Consider the following 18,888-nt stretch of genomic DNA (forward strand, 5'->3'; position numbering starts at 1 on the left):
CCCCCAGGCCCGGCGCGAAGCGCGCTCCCGCGGCGTGGCGGACCTGCTCGCCAGCGTTCGCACCCGCCAGCGCCGCCACCTGTGGATTCAAGGCGTCCTGCTGGGCACCGTCGCCGCCCTCGTGCTCCTCACCGCCACGGGCCTGCTCGGCCGGGTGGCGCCTGGACTCGCCCAGGCCCTGCTGTGGCTCGCCGTGCCGGTGGGCGCGGCGGTGGCGTGCGTCTTCGGCATCGTGCTCGCGCGCCGTCAGGTGGGCGACGACCTGCGCACCGCCCGGCTCGTGGGCCAGCGCCGGCCGGAGCTGTCGCTGGACGTGCTGGCGGCGGTGGAGCTGTCCCACGCGCGCCGGGAGGAGGCCGGCTGGTCCCCCCAGCTCGCGGACGCGTTCCTGGAGCAGATGGACGAGCGCGCCCGCACGGTGGACCCCCGGCGGGTGGTGGACGGCCAGCCGCTGCGCCGCGTGGCCCTGGCGTCCGGGGGCGCGGTGCTGGCGCTCGCGGTGCTGATGTTCTTCGTGGGCGGCCGGTGGGCCGCGGGCTGGAAGCACCTGCGCGAGCAGGCCGCGCGCCCGGAGACCGCCGCGCAGGTGGAGCCCATCACCGGCGACATCGAGCTGACGTACCGCTACCCCGCGTACACCGGCCTCGCGCCGCGCACCGTGCCGGGCACCAACGGCGAGGTGAGCGCGCCGTCCGGCACCGAGGTCGCGCTGAAGACGCGCTCGGACCGCCCCATCGAGCGCGCGGAGGTCGTCGTCAACGACCAGGTGCTTCCGCTCACCGTGACGGGTGGACGCGAGCTCACCGGCAGCTTCGTCGCGAAGCAGGGCGGCCACTACCACTTCGTCTTCTACGGCTCGCGCGCCAAGCCGCTCGCGGTGGGCCCGGACATCCCGCTCACCGTGGAGGTGGACAAGGCGCCCCAGGTGACGCTGCTCACCCCGGCGGCCGAGGTGGAGGTGGACCCCGGCCAGACGGTGACCCTCAAGTACGAGGCCCAGGACGACTACGGCCTGTCCGGCCTGTCGCTGGTGTTCCGCATGCCCGGCGCGAAGCAGGAGACGCGCGTGAACCTGCCGCGCGAGGACAGCCGCCGCAGCCGGGGCACGTACACCTGGGACCTGGGCCCCCTCAAGCCCGCCCCCGGCGACCGCATCACCTACTACGTGGAGGCGAAGGACAACGACGCGGTGGAGGGCCCCAAGAAGGGCGTCAGCCGCACGCAGACCCTGCGCGTCTACAGCGCCGCCGAGCACCGCCGCGCCGCCCTGGAGAAGGCCGAGGCCCTGTGGGGCCGGCTCGTGGACCACCTGGCGGACCGGCTGGAGGGCCCCGACCGCGCGAAGCAGAAGGACGCGCAGGCCGTGGAGGCCGCGCGCACCGTGGACGCCAGCGGCACCGCGCTCGCGGAGGACTTCCGCATGCAGGGCGCGGAGCTGTCGCGCGAGAAGGACGTGCCCAAGGAGATCGTCTCCGCGCTGGCGAACATCGGCGGGGAGTTGAAGCGCAGCGTGAGCACCACCTCCGATTTCCGCCGCCTGTACCTGCGCACCCAGCGCGCGCGCGGCGAGGACTGGGGCACCGGCACCCGGCTCACCGCCGTGGTGGACGACGAAATCGAGGGCCTGGAGCGCGACATCCTCTACCTGGAGTCACTGCTGGATCGGCAGAAGCTGGAGGCGCTTCAGGAGCTGACGAAGCAGTTGGCCAACGACCGCCGCGACCTGTCGCGCCTCATCGAACAGTACAAGGCCAACCCGGACGAGTCCGCGCGCGAGCAGGTGATGCAGCAGATCCAACAGCTCAAGTCGCGCATCCAGGAGCTGATGCAGCGCATGGCCGAGCTGCGCAAGGGCATCCGCGACGAGCACCTCAACGCCGAGGCGCTGTCGGAGATGATGCAGCAGGAGGACATGCAGGGCGCCATGGATGAGGTGGAGCGCCTGATGCAGGAGGGCAAGGCGGACGAGGCCCTGGCGAAGCTCCAGGAGCTGGGCATGCAGATGGACGAGATGCTCGACTCCATGGACAAGTCCCAGGAGGAGTTCGGCGCGGAGCAGTACCCGGAGCTCGCGGAGAAGTTCGGCAAGTTCATGGACGACCTGCAAGGCACCATGGACGAACAACAGAAGGTCGCCGAACAGACGCGCGCCCTGCGCGACCAGGCCCGAAACCAGAACCGCGACCGGCTGAAGGAAAAGGGCCAGGCTCTCAAGGACGAGCTGGCGCGCAAGGTGAAGCAGGTCCAGGAGAACTACCAGAAACTGGACCCCGCCCGGCTCAACAGCCGCGCGTCCCGCCCGCTCGAAGAGGCCCAGTCCGAGCTGCGCAACCTGGAGAACGCGCTCAAGGTGGATGACTTCGACCTCGCCGCCGAATCCGCCGCCCGCGCCGAGGACGCCGCCCGCCAGCTGTCCAGCATGGGCGAGCAGCAGCGCCAGCTGGATGAGATGTTCGGCAACCCGCCGGAGGTGCGGCAGCAGTCCGCGCAGCTCGCGGAGCGGCTGAAGAAGGACGCGCGCGACGTGTCCGACGTGAGCCAGCAGCTCCAGTCCCTCTTCCCGCCCCCGGGCTCGCAGCTGTCCCAGGCGGAGAAGCAGCAGCTCCAGCAACTGGGCCAGCGCCAGCAGCAGCTGGAGCAGCGCGCGCAGGGCCTGCGCCAGCAGATGGAGGACATGGAGCAGACGGCGCCGCTGTTCGGCGAAGAGGCCGGCCAGCAGATGGATGAGGTGGGCCAGCGCATGGGCGAGGCGTCGCAGCGCATGCAGGGCAAGGACCCGGGCCGGGGCTACGGCGAGCAGCAGGCCGCGATGGAGGGCCTCAAGCGCTTCCAGCAGCAGATGCAGCAGAGCCAGCAGGGCCGCAAGGGAGGCCGGGGCCTGCCCATGCCCATGGGCTCCGGACGCCGCCAGGAAGGCAACGGCCGCAACCCGCAGGACAAGGTGGAGCTGCCGGACGAGGACGCGTTCCAGGCGCCGCGCGAGTTCCGCAAGGACCTGCTGGACGCGATGAAGCAGGGCGCGCCGGAGAAGTACCGCGAGCAGGTGAAGCGCTACTACGAGGAGCTGGTGAAGTGAGGAGCCACCGCACGCACGCGGGAGTCCTGGGCCTTTGCGCCCTGCTCCTCGCCATCCCCGCCGCCTTCGCGCAGCCGCCCGACGCCTCCCTCAAGGAAGAGGTGAAGCAGCGGCTGGGCAAGGTGGAGCAGTCGCTGGACGACTGGGACGTGGGAGGCGCCCGGCGCGAGCTGGCCGAAGTGGAGAAGCGCGTGCCCTCCGAGCTGGAGCCCCTGAAGTACTTCCAGGGCCGCGTGTCCTTCGAGGAAGGCCAGTACGAGGACGCGGTGACGCTGCTGGAGGGCGCGAACATCGAGGACAAGCCGGGCAGCTACCTGCGGCTGGCCAAGGACACGCGCGCCATCACCAAGGACCACCAGCGCGCGGAGAGCGACCACTTCATCTTCTTCTACCCGAAGGGCAAGGACGAGGTCCTGGTCCCCTACGCGCTGGAGACGCTGGAGGCCATCCACCGCGCGCTCAAGGAGGACCTGGGCTGGACGCCGCCGGGCAAGGTGCGCGTGGAGGTGGTGAACAACGCGCGTGAGCTGTCCAAGGTGAGCACCCTCACCGAGAAGCAGATCCGCACCACCGGCACCATCGCCATCTGCAAGTTCAACAAGCTGATGGTGACGAGCCCCAAGGCCGTGGCGCAGGGCTACGACTGGCAGGACACGCTGGCGCACGAGTACGTGCACCTGGTGGTCAGCCAGATGAGCCACAACACCGTGCCCATCTGGCTGCACGAGGGCATCGCCAAGTTCATGGAGTCGCGCTGGCGCGGCAAGGGCGGCCTTGCGATGACGCCCTCCACGCAGGCCCTGCTGGGCAAGCGCGTGAAGGAGGACAAGCTCATCCCCTTCGACAAGATGCACCCCTCCATCGCCATGCTGCCCACGGCGGAGGACGCGGCCACCGCGTTCGCGGAGGTGTTCTACGCCATCGACTACATCCACGGCACCAAGGGCACGCAGGGGCTGCGCACCGTGCTCCAGGAGCTGAAGGCGGGGCAGTCCGACAAAAAGGCGGTGGAGGCGGCGACGGGCATGCCCTTCCCCCTCTTCGAGAAGACCTGGCTGTCGTACGTGAAGAAGCAGCCCTTCCCCCAGGAGCTGGTGCCGCGCGACGACCGCGTGGTGCTCAAGGAGGACGCCAAGGGCGCGCAGAAGGAAGGCGAGAAGAAGGGGCGTGAAATCTCCTTTGGCGACTTCGCGGAGGTCTCCGAGGTCCCCGCGCGCAAGTTCGCGCACCTGGGGGAGCTCTTGCGCGAGCGCAACCGCGTGAAGGCCGCCGCGGAGGAGTACGCGCGGGCGCACAAGCTGGTGGGCGACAAGTACGAATCGGTGTCCAACAAGTTCGCGCTCGCGCTCCTGGAGCTGCGCCGGTTGGACGAAGCGGAGTCCGTGCTGCGCGGCTCGCTGCGCATGCACCCGGGCTCGCCCTCCACCAACGTGCACCTGGGCCGCATCCTGCTGTTCCGCAAGGACTACCCGAAGGCGAAGACGGCGTACCTGGAGGCGCTGGCCTCCGACCCGTTCGACCCGGAGATCCACCTGGCCCTCACCCGCATCCACGGGGCGCTGGGAGAGACGGCGCTCGCCACGCGCACGCGCGGCGCCGCGTCCAACCTCACCGGCCTCAAGCCCGACGACGTGGACCGCGCCGCCCAGGCCTTCCTGCGCGCCGAGGGCGAGCTGTCGGAGACGAACGTCCCCGCGAGCTCTCCGGATGCGCCGAAGCCGGCCTCCACGCCCGCGAAGCCCGCGCCGAAGCCCGCACCGGAGCCTTCAGGGACCAGCAGGTAGCCGCCCCGCCGGGCAGCCGGCCTGGCAGGGCACCGCGCCCAACCCAGCCCCGTCGCTCCGGGATGCCCACGTTCCCGGGCACGAGGAGAACGGGATGGCGTTCCCAGGCAGCATCTTTGAACAAGGCCCGCCCTCAAGCCCGGCGCGGACCTCCGTGCGTTCCGTGCGGCACTGAACGCCTCCCCCCGGTCCCGGGGACAGGTGCGGTGTCCACTGCCGCACCCGCCCGCCCGCGCAACGTGCGGTGGCGCACGTCCCTCTTCCGACCCCCTGGGTCCCCTGTCGCGCCCTGCACCAAGGTGCGCCGCGCGACCTGGAGGTCCCAGGTCCACCGATTCGTCCCGCCTCGGTTGACCCGGGGCTCACACAAGGAGCAGCACCATGAAGCGCACCCTGCACGGCATCACCCTGGCCGCGGTCCTCTTCACCGGCGGCGTCTCACTGGCCCAGAGCGCCACGTCTCCCAGCACCATGCCCGCGGCGAAGCCCATGGGCGCCAAGGGCGGCATGCTCGAATACAAGGGCTTCATGGCGCCCTCGGACGAGAAGGCCTTCCTGGAGCGCCTCCACCACATCAACCAGACGGAGATCCTCCAGGCGCAGCTGGCCCAGAAGAACTCGCAGAACCCGGACGTGAAGAGCTACGCGGACAACATGATGAAGATGCACACGGACGCCGACCAGAAGCTCATGACCTACGCCACGGGCAAGAAGCTGAAGCTGGCGGAGCCGAAGCCCATGGACGAGATGGAGCGCAAGGTGATGGCGGCGACCAAGGCCGACACGGCGAAGCTCGAAGTTCTCAAGGGCCCCCCGTTCGACTCCTGTTACATGGCCGGCCAGGTGGCGGCGCATGACATGGCCATCGGCAAGGTGATGGCCGCGCAGCAGGGCATGGGCGCCACGGGCGAGATGGCCACCATGCTGACCAGCCTCACCCAGGAGCTGCCCCAGCACCGCAAGATGGCCTACGACACGCTCGGCAAGCTGAGCAGCGCCATGGGCGTGGGCGGCTCCGGCGACACCATGGACCACGGCTCCATGAACCACGGCAGCACCGGCTCCTCCACGGGCGGCACCATGGGCGGGGGCTCGAAGACGAAGTAGTGGGCCGCTCCGCAATTTTTCCGTGCTCACTTCACTGCCAAGGCCGTGAAGCGAAGGGTGCCTCCTGAAGCGCATTCCGGGAGGCACCACTTCCATGCATAGTCCCGCGCCATGTCACGACTGATTGCCCTGACCTCCTGTCTCGCCGTTCTGCTCGTCGGTTGCTCCAACGACGTCGACGCCGTCTGCGAAATGCGCAAGCAGTGCATCGACGCCGACCTGGACACCGGCAAGTGCGCCGACAAGGTCAGCGCCTGGGAAGAGGAGCGGGAGAGCGAGCAGGAGAGCCGGCAGGAGCGCACCACGGAGTGCGCGCGGTGCGTGGCGGACCGGACCTGCGCGGAAGTCGCCGCCAACTGCATCGGCGACTGCATCGGCATCCCCTGAGACCCGGAGGCCTCGGGGGACGCCGCTTAAGCTACTTGCGCGTCCAGCGGTCCAACCAGCCCAGCACCTCGTCGTGCCACTGGATGCTGTTCTGCGGCTTGAGCACCCAGTGGTTCTCGTCCGGGAAGTAGAGGAAGCGGGACGGGATGCCTCGGCGCTGGAGGACGGTGAAGGTGGACATGCCCTGCGTGTCCACCACGCGGTAGTCCTTGCCGCCGTGGATGACGAGCATGGGCGTCTTCCACTTCGCCACGTGGTCCACCGGGTTGTGCTTCGCGTAGGACTGGGGGTTCTCCCACGGGGTGCCTTCGTGGTCCCACTCCGGGAACCAGATCTCCTCCGTGTCGAAGTAGGCCATGCGCTCGTCCAGGTTGCCGTCGTGGTTCACGAGGCACTGGAAGCCGTCCGGCCAGTTGCCGGCGATCCAGTTGATCATGTACCCGCCGTAGCTGCCGCCCAGCGCGCACCGCTTCTGCTTGTGGATGAAGGGGTAGCGCTGGAGCGCGGCGTCCAGGCCCTTCTGCAGGTCCACCAGCGGCTTGCCGCCCCAGTCACCGCGAATGGAGTCCGTGAAGGCCTGGCCGTAGCCGCTGGAGCCGTGGAAGTCGACCATCACCGACACGTAGCCCCTCCCTGCGTACACCTGCGGGTTCCACCGGTAGTGGAAGTGGTTGCCGAAGCTGCCCTGCGGTCCGCCGTGGATGAGGAAGGCCAGCGGGTACTGGCGCTTGGGGTCGAAGTCCACGGGCTTCACCACGAAGGCGCGCACCGTCTCGTCGTTCCAGCCCTTGAAGTCGAACTGTTCGAAGGCGCCGAACCTGAGGCCCGCGAGGGCTTCCTTGTTCACCTGCGTGAGCTGCCGCGCGCCGGTGCCGTCCGCCTTGGCCGCGTACAGGTCCGCGGGCGAATCCAGGTCATCCATCGCGTAGACAATCTGGCCTTCCGCCGCGGGCTGGGCTCCTTCCGCGTTGCCCGCCTGCGTGAGGCGGCGCGGCTTTCCGGTGGCCACGTCCAGCGCGTACACGGGGTTCTGCCCCACGTCGCCGGTGGTGGTGTAGAGCGTGGCGCCGTCCGCGCTCCATGCGAGCGAGCTGACGGAGGCGTCCCAGTCCTGGGTGAGCACGCGCTCCTGGCCGCTCGGCCACTGCCGCAGGATGACGCGGAAGCGGTCCGCTTCGTAACCGGGGCGTGACATGGCCGCGTACGCGAGCGTCTTGCCGTCCGGGCTGAACACGGGGCTGGTGTCGGTGGCGCGGTTCTTCTCCGTGAGCTTGCGCGGCTTCGACTTGCCGTCGATGGGCGACAGGAACAGGTCCAGGTCGGTGGACCACGCCTCGGTGCGGCCCGCGTCGCGCGCGGCGAAGACCAGGCCCTTGCCGTCCGGCGTGAAGGTAAACTCCTCCGCGCCACCGAAGGGCTTGCTGGGCGCGTCCGCGTCCATGCCCTTCATCACGTCCACGGGCGTGCCGCCGGCCACGGGGACGACGAACAGGTGCGAGCGCGTGCCGTCCTTCCACGTGTCCCAGTGGCGGAAGAAGAGCTGATCATACGCGCGGCCGGTGTTCTTCTTCTTCTGGGCGGCGTCCACGCGCTGGGTGTTGCAGTCGAGCGTGGCGCAGTCGGGGAACACCTCCAGCGCCACGGCGAGCTGCTGGCCGTCGCGGGACAGCGCGAAGCTGTTCACGTCCAGTGACAGCTTCGTCACGGGTAGGGGCTCACCTCCGTCCACGGGCAGGCGCCACACCTGGGAGGAGCCGCCGCGCGAGGACAGGAAGAAGAGGCTCTTGCCGTCGGGGGCCCACACCGGCTCACTGTCGTTGTCCGGGTGGGCGGTGAGCTGGCGCAGGTTCGTGCCGTCCAGGTTGACGAGCCACAGGTCGGTGCGACCGCGGTTGGCCTCCAGGTCGGTGGAGCGCAGGACGAAGGCTATCTGACGACCGTCCGGGGACACGCGCGGGCCGCTGAGCCGGCGCAGCGTGACCAGGTCCTGCTGATTGAACGGCCGGGGGGCGGACGCCGGGGCGGCGCCGAGGGCCAGGGCCGCGAGAAGCGACAGGGGCAAGGAGGTTCCTCCTGGGGAAAAGGGAACCCGACCGTGCCTCCAGTGGGGGGCGCTGTCCACCCACGAAGGGTGGGATGTGCGGGTCGGGTGGCTGGCGCGATGCGGCGATGTTAGGGGAGGGCCATGTCCACGCCCGTCGTCATCCATGTCTGGTCCGACTTCGTCTGTCCCTGGTGCTACGTCGGCCTCGCCGAGGTCGAAAAGCTCAAGCAGCACTACGACATCCAGGTGGAGTGGCACCCCTACTTCCTGCGGCCGGAGACGCCGCCAGAGGGGTTGCCGCTGCCGGAGTACGTGCGCGAGGGCATGAAGGACCCCAACAACCCGCTCAAGGTCCGCGCGGCCCGGGAGGGGCTGAAGATGGTGCACCGGGACATCATCCCGTCCACGCGCCGGGCGCACGAGGCGACGGAGTACGCGAAGTCGGAAGGAAAGCTGGCCGCGTTCCATGCGGCGGTGCTGCGCCGGTACTGGAGCGAGGGGCAGGACCTCTGGCAGTGGGACACGCTGCGCGGCGCGGGCGTGGATGCGGGGTTGGATCCGGACGCGTTGCAGCACGCCGTGGAGACGGGTCGCTACCGGGCGGTGGTGGAGGCGTCGGTGCGCGAGGCCCAGGAGATGGGCATCCGCGCGGTGCCCACGTTCATCCTGGGGGAGAAGCTGGCCATCCAGGGCGCGCAGGAGTACCCGGCGTTCCAGCGGGCCATGGAGCAGCTGGGCGCGAAGCCCCGCGGCTGACGGGCGCTACAGGCCCTTCACCAGGATGAGCAGCCGCGCGAAGGTCTCCGGACCCTCGCCGGCCAGCCCTTGCGCGAAGTCCAGGAACTGGGGCGCCTGTTCGACGTGCTTGGCGACGAGCTGGAAGGACTCGACGGCGGCGGCGTCCAGGGTGGCAACCGGCGTGCCGGGGGTGTCCAGCAGCGCCACCACCGCCGGGTGCCCGAGCAGGACGTAGCGCACCACGGAGGCGCGCAGCACGAGCAGGAACACGGCGTTCAGGAGGCTCGGGGCCTCCGTGAACGGGTGGCGCAGGACGTGGTTGAGCGCGTGGTTCAGGAAGTACTGGTGCACGCGCTCCCCGTGCAGGGAGGCCAGGGCTTCGCGGCGGGTGACGTGGAGTCGCCACGCGTCGTCCGGGGCCGTGTCCGCGCCGCCGTAGGATGCGCGCACGTCGCGCACGAGCGAGAGGTAGCGCTGACTGCCGACTTGGGCCTCGCGCGAGCGGAGCACGGCGGCGCAGATGCCGGCCCACGGGCCTCCGGGCAGCTCCAGCGCTTCGAGCTGGTCGCGCAGGGTGTGCAGCGTGTCCGTGGCGTCGTAGGTGCGCAGGATGTCCGCGAGCCGGGCTTCGGCGGTGGGCAGGGGCTCCTGGGTGGCATCGCTCGCGGCTGCCGTCTTTGCCGCGTCATCCGTGAACGCTGTCGTGCCCGGGAAGTAGAAGTCGCCCAGGTCCAGCGCCATGCGTCCCAGCGCGTACAGGCGCGCGGCGAAGGGCACGTCGCTGCGTGCGAGCAGCCGCAGCATCGCCTCACGCACGACGTCCGCGTGCGCCGTCCATGCGTCGGCGCCGGAGGCCACCTGTCGCGCCATCTGGGGGCGCAGGGCTTGCGCTTCGGGGACGGGTTCGCGCACCAGCGCGTCTTCCGCCAGCAGGCACAGGCGCGCCGTCTCCGGACATGCGAGCGACCCGGCCATCTCCACCTGCGCACCCCAGCGCGTCAGCACGCGCGGAAACACGGAGCACCCGTCCGGCAGCACCGCTTCGCCGTACCTGCTCTGGAGCGAGCACAGCTTCGTCTCATCCAGGAAGGCGCAGTGTCCGTCCGCGCGCTTGCCCAGGATGCCCGCCTGCTGGCCCGTGGCGCCATCCGGGTTGGGCGTGATGAGCGCCGTGACCCGCGCTTCGTCCGGGCCGCCCGCGACCTTCTGGCGCAGCAGGCTCCAGCGGGACTCGCTGATGGGCACCGTCAGCCCCGCGCAGCAGGTGTCCTCGCACGCCTCCGCGATGCAACGGAAGCGCGCCATGTAGCGGGGGGCGGAGGCGGTCATGGCCCGGAGTCTACTTGCGCCCCAGGGCCTTCTTCACGAACCCCCAGAAGCGGCCCGCGCGGTCCTTGAGGTCGGCGCCCCGGCGCTCCTCGGCGGCATTGACCGCCTCCTTGCTCACCTGGAGCTGCTTCTGCAGTTCCTCCGGCGAGTAGCGCGTGGCGAGCGTCGCCTTCACTTCCTTGCGCGACGAGTACTCGCGCGCCTCCACGTGCAGCACGCATTCCGAGTCCAGCTTGAGCGTGACGGCCACGCGCACGGAGCCCTTGGGGCCACGCGGCAGTCCCTCCACGCGCACGGTGCCCAGGTACTCGTTGGCGGAGATGTGGTTGTCCTCGCCCTGGAAGATGGACAGCTCCATCCGCTCTTCGTTGTCCTGCGACGTGCTGATGGCGAACGAGCGCTGCGCGGGCAGCGGGCTGTTGCGCTCGATGACGCGCTTGAAGCCGCCACCGGGCATGGCCACGCCGATGGTCATGGGCAGCACGTCGATGAGCACCACGCTGCTCACCTTGTCCACCGAACCCGAGTACAGCGCCGCGCCCAGCGCCACCGCTTCGTCCGCGTTGACGCTCGCCTGGGCGTTCTTGCCGAAGAGGCCCTTCAACTTCTCGCGCACCAGCGGCATGCGGCTCATGCCACCCACGAGGATGATGTCGTCCACGTCGGCCGCGCGCAGCTTCGAGTCCAGGAGCACGTCGCGCACCACGTCGATGGTGCGGTTGAGCAGCGGGTCGCAGATCTTCTCCAGGTCCTGGCGCGACATCATCACGCGCAGGTCCCGGGGCTTGCCCGAGTCGTCCATCATCAACATGGGGATGTGGACCTCGAAGGTGCTGCGCTCGGACAGGCCCATCTTGGCGCGCTCGGCGGCGTCGCCCACGCGCGACAGGGCGATGCCGTCTCCGTTGAACGCGATGCCTTCCTTCTCCTGGAAGCGCTCCAGGAGGAAGTCGACGATGAGGTTGTCGAAGTCGATACCGCCCAGGAAGATGTCGCCGCCGGTGCCCAGCACCTCGAAGACGTTCTTCTCGATGCGCAGGATGGTCGCGTCGAAGGTGCCGCCGCCCAGGTCGTAGACGAGCACCTTCTTGTTGAGTTCGCGGTTGAGGCCGTACGCGAGCGCCGCGGACGTGGGCTCGTTGAGGATGCGCTCCACCTTGAGGCCCGCCATGTTGCCGGCCTTGCGGACCGCTTCACGCTGGGGCTCGGAGTAGTAGGCCGGCACCGTCACCACCGCGCGCTCCACCTTCTGGTTGAGGTGGGTTTCGGCCATCTCCTTGCACTCGCGCAGGATGATGCCCTGCACCTCTTCCAGCGACAGCACGTCGTTGCCCAGGCGCACGGCGGCGCGGCCGGCGGCGTCGGGGGTGATTTCGTAGTGGAAGCGCTCGCGCACCTGCTTCACCACGGCGCTGTCGTAGGGACGGCCCACGAGGCGCTTGGCGCCGTAGATGGTGTGCGTGGGCCGCAGGACCAACTGGTTCTTCGCGCGGTGGCTGACGAGCAGCTTGTTCTGCGCGTTCAGCGAGATGACAGAGGGGATGGTGTTGTAGCCCTCGCGCGAGCGCAGGACGATGGGGCGGCCGTTGGACAGGAGCGCCACGCAGGAGTTGGTGGTGCCCAGGTCGATGCCGATGACCGGCCCCGTGCCGGCCAGCGTCTGCGGCGGCGTGAGGTAGATGGGGCGCACCTGACCGTTGGCGTCCAGGGCCGGCGGTGGCGCGGGAGCGGTCGGCGCGGCGGCGGGCGCCAGCATCGCGGGGGCGCTCGGGGCGACAGGGGCCGGAGGGGCCTGACGCACGGACGGAGGAAGCACGTCGGGTCGCGCCTGCGGCGGTGGAGGAACGGGCCGCGCGGCGGGACGGCCCCCGGAGGACACGGGCTCGCGCGCCAGCTCCAGCGGGGCCTCGTCCATGGAGAAGTCGAAGTCGAACTCGGTGCTGCCTCCGGAGCCCTTCGTGGGCGCGGGCGGAGTCAGGGGCTGGATGGGCGGCGCGATGGAGCGGCCCGTCGCGGACGCGGGCTCACGCGACAGCTCCGGCGCACCCGGGCGCCCTGCGGCGGAGCCGGGCTCACGTCCCAGCCCCGGCGCTGGGGAACGACCGGCGACGGACCCGGGCTCACGTCCCAGTCCCGGAGCGGCGGGACGGCCGCCGAAGGAGCCGGGCTCGAGGGACATCTCCGGTGCACCCGGGCGTCCTGCGGCGGAGCCGGGTTCGCGCCCCAGTCCCGGCGCGGCGGTGCGACCTGCCGAGGACGCAGGCTCACGCGACAAGCCGGGAGCCCCACGTCCAGCAACGGATCCGGGCTCGCGAGACAGCTCCTGCGCACCGGGACGACCGGCGGCGGAGCCGGGCTCGCGCCCGAGTCCCGGCGCGGCCGGGCGCCCCGTCGTGGACACCGGCTCACGTCCCAGCCCCGGTGCGGCGGGACGGCCACCGAAGGACCCGGGCTCCAGGGACATCTCCGGAGCCACCGAGCGTCCAGCGGCGGAGCCGGGCTCACGTCCCAGTCCCGGAGCACCCGGACGGCCCGTTGAAGACACGGGCTCACGTCCCAGTCCCGGAGCACCAGGACGACCCGTTGAAGACACGGGTTCACGTCCCAGTCCCGGCGCACCAGGACGACCCGTTGAAGACACGGGTTCACGTCCCAGTCCCGGCACGGCCGCACGTCCGGCGGCGGAGCCGGGCTCACGTCCCAGACCCGGCGCACCGGAACGTCCGGGCGAGGACGCGGGCTCGCGCCCCAGCGGCATGGGCCGGTGACGTCCGGGCGAGGACGCGGGCTCGCGCGCCAGCTCCAGCGGGCCGTCGTCCATGGACATGTCCAGCTCGAACTCGGTGCTGCCACCGGACGTCTGGAGCGAAGCCACGGGCGGCGGCGGGGGCCTCACCGCGGGCGGCGGTGCGACGGGCTGAGCCGGCGCGACGCGAGGCGGCGCGGGCTCGAACGCATCGGACATGTCCAGCTCGAACCCGCCGGCGTCACCGGAGGCCGGGGACGATCCGTCATCCTCCACCGAGAAGCCCATGTCGATGGGCGCCTCGTCGAGCGGCTCACCCATCGCGATGGGCGCATCGCCTATCGGAACCTCGAACTCGAAATCGAGCCCGGGCAGGGGTTCATCACCGTCCGTCAGCACACCCTGCACGGTGGGCGGCGGCGTGCCCGCGATGAGCTCATCCAGCGGGATGTCCACGTCGTTGGACGTGTCCGCCAGCGGAAGGCTGTCCTCGTCCTCGGGAGACCCCAGCGAGAACGGCTCGTCCGGAGATCCGAAAGAGAACGGCTCATCCGCCGGAGGAGGCGCGCTCGCGGGCGCCTCGATGTCGTCGAAGAGCGAATCGAGCGCGACCCCGCCCGGGGCCTGCGGCGCGGAACGCGGAGGCGCAACGGGGGGCACGACCACGGCGGGGCGCTGCGGAGCGGCGGGGCGCGGTGCGGCGGCGACGGGCGCGACAATGGGCGCGATGGACGGCAGCGGCGCCACGGCAGCCACCGGCGCGGCCCCGGCCACCGGCTTGCGCTGGAGCATCAGCTCCACGAGCGCGCGGCTCGCCGTGTCCAGCTCCAGGAACTGCAACCCCATGCCCGGAGGACCGGCGGGGTCGTTCACCTCGCGCACCCAACGCACGGTGGCGCTGCCCTGGAGCACGCGCACACCGTTGGCGATCTGCACCTCGAAACGCACGGGCGTGCCCACCGGCTGCGGCGTGCGCGAGCGGATGAACATGCCGCCCGGACTGAGGTTGGTGGCGAACTCCTCGGTGAAGCTCCCCACGGACTCATGCTTGAGCTTCACCAACAGACCGACCGACTTGCGGTCCGTGGTACGCCGACCTTGATCCATGGGTCGGCACTGTCGCGGCACAGGGCCTTTCCCTCAAGGGGGTTCTGGTCTCTCGGTCGGCCGTCCACCATCCCTCCGGGAGCCCAGGTGCGCTTACGACTTACCTGTATGTCCCGGCTATCCTGGGACTTCGTTTCCTGAACGAGGAAGTCCGGTTCCGCCGGACGGGAGTCCCCCGATGCAAGCGATTCCCCAGTTCGCTCCGGTCCCCCTCCACGCACGGTGGTTGGTGGACCGACGGCATGACCTGCTCTCCACGGTGGGAGGGCTGGGCGCGAGCCTGGCGCTGATGGCGCTGCACGTGTTCGGAGGCGTGAGCGGGCCGCCGCTGTGGTGGGCGTGGGTGTTGTTGCTGGACGGGCCGCACCTGTTCGCGACGGTGTCGCGCACGTACCTGGACGCGCGCGAGCGGGAGGCGCGGGCGCGGCTGTTGTGGGGCAGCCTGGGCTGGTTCGCGGCGGGGCCGGCGGTGTTCGGGCTCTCCGTGCTGCTGGGGCAGCGCTGGCCGTTCGCGGTGTTCGTGACGCTGGCGGCGCTCTGGGCGTACTGGCACGTGGTGCGGCAGCACTACGGCATCATGGTGCTCTACCAGCGCAAGGCCGGGGAGAAGGACGCGTGGGACCGGCGGCTGGACAGCCTGACGTTGTACGTGGGGCTGCTCGCGCCGTTCGTGGCGTTCGCGCTGACGCACCCGGGAGCGCGGCGGCGGTTGGGCCTGCCCGCGGAGCCGACGTGGGAAACGGCGGCGGCGCACGCATGCTTCGCGCTGGTGCTCGCGGTGGTGGGGGTGCTCGCGGTCCGGCAGGTGTGGCGCTGGCGCACGGGGCGCGGGGTGAACGGGCCGAAGCTGTTGATGCTGGGCGCGGCGCTGGGGCTGACGTCGCTGGTGTTCTGGCCGTCGGTGTCGCGGCGAATGGACTTCCTGATGTTCACCGTGGCGGTGACGGCGTTCCACAACGTGCAGTACCACGGCATCGTCTGGTTCTTTCACCGCAACCGCTACCACGCGGACGGCGTGGACCGAGCGGCGTTCGGCTGGGCGCCGAGGGTGAGCCAGCGGTTCATCATCTACGCGCTGTGCGGGCTCGCGTTCACGGTGGCGTACCGGACGCTGGGCTGCGGCATGGGCGTGCATCCGGGCTGCGGCGCGTTCGACACGAAGGTGGCGCTGGGAGGCTCGGGGCTCACGCTGCGCGACTTCATGGAGGGGTTCATCTGGGGCTTCGCGCTGCACCACTACTTCCTGGACCAGTACATCTGGCGCGTGCGCAGGGACGCGGGGCTGAACCAGGACCTCAAGCTGGGCACGGCGACGGCCTAATCAACAAACAAGTCACGACACTTGTTCCAAACCGGCCGTTCACAATCAACCAGAGAACATACAATGAAATTTATCACCCCACCTCATGGCTCAGCGCTAACCGAATTGGCCCGTTCAGCATTTCGAGACTTCTGGGTGTGTTCCCCATGGATCAAGCGGGAACCTGTAGCGCGACTTACCAGTGCTCGCTCTGAATCAAGCACTTGGCGAGTAATAACACGGGGCTCTCTCGAAGATTTCCTCACAGGAGCTAGCGACTTAGACGCATTCGACCAACTAATCGGGTTCGCCGATGTCCGACTCGCAAGAAATCTACATGCAAAGGCATTCATCGCAGATGGCTGTCGTGCAATAGTCGGCTCTGCGAATCTCACTAGCGCAGGCGAGACCACAAATCTGGAACTCATGTTCCAGACGGATGCCTCCATTTCCGTTGAGATTCTTGAGCAACAACTTGAAGCATGGTTCTCGCAATCTCGTCCCATTGATCGCGACTGGATCGAAGCAATGCGAGATCGACTACGGCGCATTGATTCAAGCGGGCTCGCACAACCAGTCAGAGCCCCGGACCTGGAGGGCACCTGGATTTTTCAGCCAAGTGCCGCAGACGTCCACATAGCGCCTCCCTCTTCGACTCAAAATGAAGAGTCAGCTTCTGACAAAGCAGTAGACTTTCTATACGACGACCGTCCAATGCCAGCAGAATGGACACCTATTCTTGCAGGGCTTCTCCGCAATCTACCTCCCGAACCTGTTGCGACATCCGCCTTACAAATCCCGCTCTGGATTGCGGAGATTCGCAACAAACTGGACGCTCGAGACTGGTACGTTCTTGTTGAACGCAACCTATCGGGACGAACGCTTGAGCAAGTCGGTGAGTCGCTCCGCGTCACCCGCCAGCGCGCAGAACAGATCGAAGCACATGCCGTCAAGACCTCTGTTCAGCTTGCTAGCGAAGCTACCACCTCAATGTTGAAATGGCTCGAACCAGTAAAATCGGCAGTCTATTTAGCAGTAACTGTCACCCAAATGGAGGCAGAAGGACTACCTATCGCAGTCGGAATTGCTGAGAAAATTTGGCGCCACCGATTGGAAGTCAGGGCCCCATCCGAGCGACTACGCCTCATAGTAAACAAAAAGCGACTAGACAGCATAGAAGAGACAGTCCGAAACAACAGTCGCAACATTGGATACTCCTCTCCAGAAACAGCAGCAACCATTCTTGGAGTCTCGGCATCAGAATTACATGGACTCACATTGCTACTGCCTGAACTCGTATACTTTACGAGTAACGGCTCACTGGCATTCGGCAACTGGACAATGGCGCACCAGTTCGAATCCATCGCAGAAACGCTTGCGGCCTCAGGATTCCCTGAGTGGCATGCGTCGCAGATGGGGAAAGCCGCAGCGCAAGTGAATCCCGATGACTTCGGCCAATTCACCCCACGCGATGCGATTGCCCTTGTGACACGCAATCCGGGTGTGCATTTCGAACATGCAGGAAGACGGGGGACATATCGACTCGTTGGTTACGGCGACGGCTTCAATAACACTCTTGAGGCCATTAAGGCAGTGTTCGCGGAGAATGGCCGAGCCCTGCATAGCTCCGATGTTCACGCGCTTCTCAGTCGAAGTGTCCCTCTACAAAATGTTGTCGCCGCGCTAAGAACGCGGAGCGACCTGTTCCGGAGGCTCGGAGATGGCATCTTTGAGTTCCTTGAGGGGGGCGAGGTGAACATCCCCGAAAAAGAATGGATGCTGCATGAATGTACGGTCAGCAAGGAACTCGACTTGATCGTGCTACAGCAGCGGGCGCGCACGGCGGGACTTAACGAGTTCAGAATCCGAGGTCTTGCCGCCACGACTCGTGAAATCGAATTCCTCCCAGCAAAAGGAAAACGGCAGGCGCTACTTCGTATTCGCGAAAATTGAGATATCCCTGCTCCCAATAAAGTGCGCACTCAACCAACTCTTTATCGTTGGCGTCACGGCGTCACGAGCCGCAGGAACGCATCCTGGTTCCACGCAGCACCCGCGCCATCGCGCTGCCAGCCGGACACCACCAGCCCCGCGTCCGGCAGTGCGACCAGCGTCGTCGTCGCCAGCGAGCACGTCCCGCTGGTGCAGGCCTCCGGCGCCAGCGTGTTCGCGCCCAGCAGCGCCCCGTCCGCCGCGTAGCGCGTCAGCGTGTTGCCGCATGCCACCGCCACCGGCCCCGTGGACTCCACCGCGGCCACCGTGCCCACCGACGCCGAACCGCACGTGGGCTGCTTCGCCCACTGCTCCTGTCCGTCCGCCGTCGCGGTGAGCACGAACGGCCCGCCCTCATCCAGCGTCGTCCCGTTCCACACCAGCAGGCCCACCGCTTCGCCCGCCACCGCCACGGTGCCATCCGCGCCCACCGACACGGAACCCACGCGCCCGTTCACACCCGGAACCTCGCGGCCCCACGTCAGCGCCCCGTCCGCGTTGAACGCGAGCACCACGAAGCCGCCCGTGCCCTCCGCGTCGAACGTGCGCCCGTCCAGCGTCACCGGCCCCACCAGGCGCCCCGCGACCACCGACGTGCCCGTCGCCGACAGCGCCACCGCCGAAAGCAGCGTGCCCTCCGCCGCGCCGTCGAACGTCCGCGTCCAGCGCACCGCACCGTCCGCCGCGTAGCGCACCAGCTGCGGGGTGTGGGCCTCCGTCGTCCACTCCTCGCCCAGGGCCACCACGCCACCGGCCGCGTCCGCCACCACCGCGTAGACCTTCTGCCCCACGCGGCGCTGCCACTCGGGCGCGCCGTCCGCGAAGAACTTCACCAGGAAGCCATCCTGCGCCTCACCCAACCCGAAGTCCGCTGGGTACAGGAACGCGTTGCCGGACAGGAACACCGCGCCGTCCGCGCCCGTGGAGCCCGCCACGCGCAGGTCCGACAGGCGGTTGCGCTCGAACTCCTTCGCCCAGGCCCGGGTCCCATCCGCCGCGTAGCGCGCCAGCGTCAGCACGCGCCGCTCGCCGTCCACCGTGTCCCGGTCCTCATCCGACCGAGGCGTGCCGGACGTCACCCACAGCACGTCCCCGCCCCGCCCCACCGCCAGGCCGGAGCCGGTGTCGTCCTGCGGGCCGCCCAGCGAGCGCGACCAGGGGCTCGCCGCAGGGGCCGCCGGGGTGGGGGCTTCCGCGGTAGGAGCCTCCGTCGGTGCCTGGGTACCCGGCGAGGGGTCAGCCGCTTCGGGTCCCGGCGTCTGGACAGGGCCCTGGGCC

At 69.0% G+C, this 18,888-nt stretch carries 11 protein-coding genes; 7 read left to right on the forward strand and 4 right to left on the reverse strand.

The annotated features are described in order from the left end of the window. Nucleotides 1-34: 34 nt before the first annotated feature. The 4 genes from D7X74_RS26315 to D7X74_RS26330 all read left to right on the forward strand — a co-directional run bounded on the left by D7X74_RS26315 (nt 35) and on the right by D7X74_RS26330 (nt 6,354). On the forward strand, nt 35-3,076 hold the full coding sequence (locus D7X74_RS26315) for a DUF4175 family protein (protein ID WP_120535760.1): 3,042 nt from the start codon (nt 35-37) through the stop codon (nt 3,074-3,076). After that, nucleotides 3,073-4,860, forward strand: coding sequence for a peptidase MA family metallohydrolase (locus D7X74_RS26320; protein ID WP_120535752.1), 1,788 nt, complete (start codon nt 3,073-3,075; stop codon nt 4,858-4,860). Before D7X74_RS26315 ends, D7X74_RS26320 begins: the two co-directional genes overlap by 4 nt. A 381-nt stretch (nt 4,861-5,241) precedes the next feature. Next, nucleotides 5,242-5,967, forward strand: coding sequence for a DUF4142 domain-containing protein (locus tag D7X74_RS26325; RefSeq protein WP_120535753.1), 726 nt, complete (start codon nt 5,242-5,244; stop codon nt 5,965-5,967). A gap of 111 nt (nt 5,968-6,078) precedes the next feature. Further along, nucleotides 6,079-6,354: a hypothetical protein gene (locus tag D7X74_RS26330; RefSeq protein ID WP_120535754.1), complete on the forward strand. Its 276-nt coding sequence runs from the start codon at nt 6,079-6,081 to the stop codon at nt 6,352-6,354. 31 nt (nt 6,355-6,385) lie between these two features. Here D7X74_RS26330 and D7X74_RS26335 read toward each other — a convergent pair whose 3' ends face one another. After that, entirely contained in the window at nt 6,386-8,416 is a 2,031-nt protein-coding gene (locus tag D7X74_RS26335) for a S9 family peptidase (RefSeq protein ID WP_120535755.1), read from the reverse strand. Between the two features lie 123 nt (nt 8,417-8,539). Here D7X74_RS26335 and D7X74_RS26340 point away from each other — a divergent pair, with 123 nt between their 5' ends. Beyond that, a complete protein-coding gene (locus D7X74_RS26340) occupies nt 8,540-9,154 on the forward strand; it encodes a DsbA family protein (RefSeq protein WP_120535756.1) in 615 nt (204 codons plus the stop codon). A 6-nt stretch (nt 9,155-9,160) separates the two neighbouring features. On the opposite strand, the gene fliB is transcribed toward D7X74_RS26340, so the two are convergent. Together fliB and D7X74_RS26350 are read right to left on the reverse strand one after the other, a co-directional pair. Next, the gene (gene fliB / locus D7X74_RS26345) at nt 9,161-10,465 is read right to left on the reverse strand and encodes a flagellin lysine-N-methylase (RefSeq protein WP_120535757.1); all 1,305 of its coding nucleotides are present in this window, start codon (nt 10,463-10,465) and stop codon (nt 9,161-9,163) included. A gap of 10 nt (nt 10,466-10,475) precedes the next feature. After that, on the reverse strand, nt 10,476-14,318 hold the full coding sequence (locus D7X74_RS26350) for a TIGR02266 family protein (protein WP_120535758.1): 3,843 nt from the start codon (nt 14,316-14,318) through the stop codon (nt 10,476-10,478). Between the two features lie 178 nt (nt 14,319-14,496). On the opposite strand from D7X74_RS26350, the gene D7X74_RS26355 reads away from it, so the two are divergent. Further along, complete coding sequence (locus D7X74_RS26355; protein WP_120535759.1) at nt 14,497-15,639, forward strand: hypothetical protein; 1,143 nt, start codon at nt 14,497-14,499, stop codon at nt 15,637-15,639. Between the two features lie 63 nt (nt 15,640-15,702). After that, a complete protein-coding gene (locus tag D7X74_RS26360) occupies nt 15,703-17,571 on the forward strand; it encodes a phospholipase D-like domain-containing protein (RefSeq protein WP_147446684.1) in 1,869 nt (622 codons plus the stop codon). 53 nt (nt 17,572-17,624) lie between these two features. Here the strand turns inward: D7X74_RS26360 and D7X74_RS26365 are convergent. Continuing rightward, nucleotides 17,625-18,888: hypothetical protein (locus tag D7X74_RS26365; protein WP_120535762.1), on the reverse strand; the 1,264-nt coding region annotated here is incomplete at its 5' end.

The sequence above is a fragment of the Corallococcus sp. CA047B genome, assembly GCF_003612065.1.
Taxonomy (GTDB): Bacteria; Myxococcota; Myxococcia; order Myxococcales; family Myxococcaceae; genus Corallococcus; species Corallococcus praedator.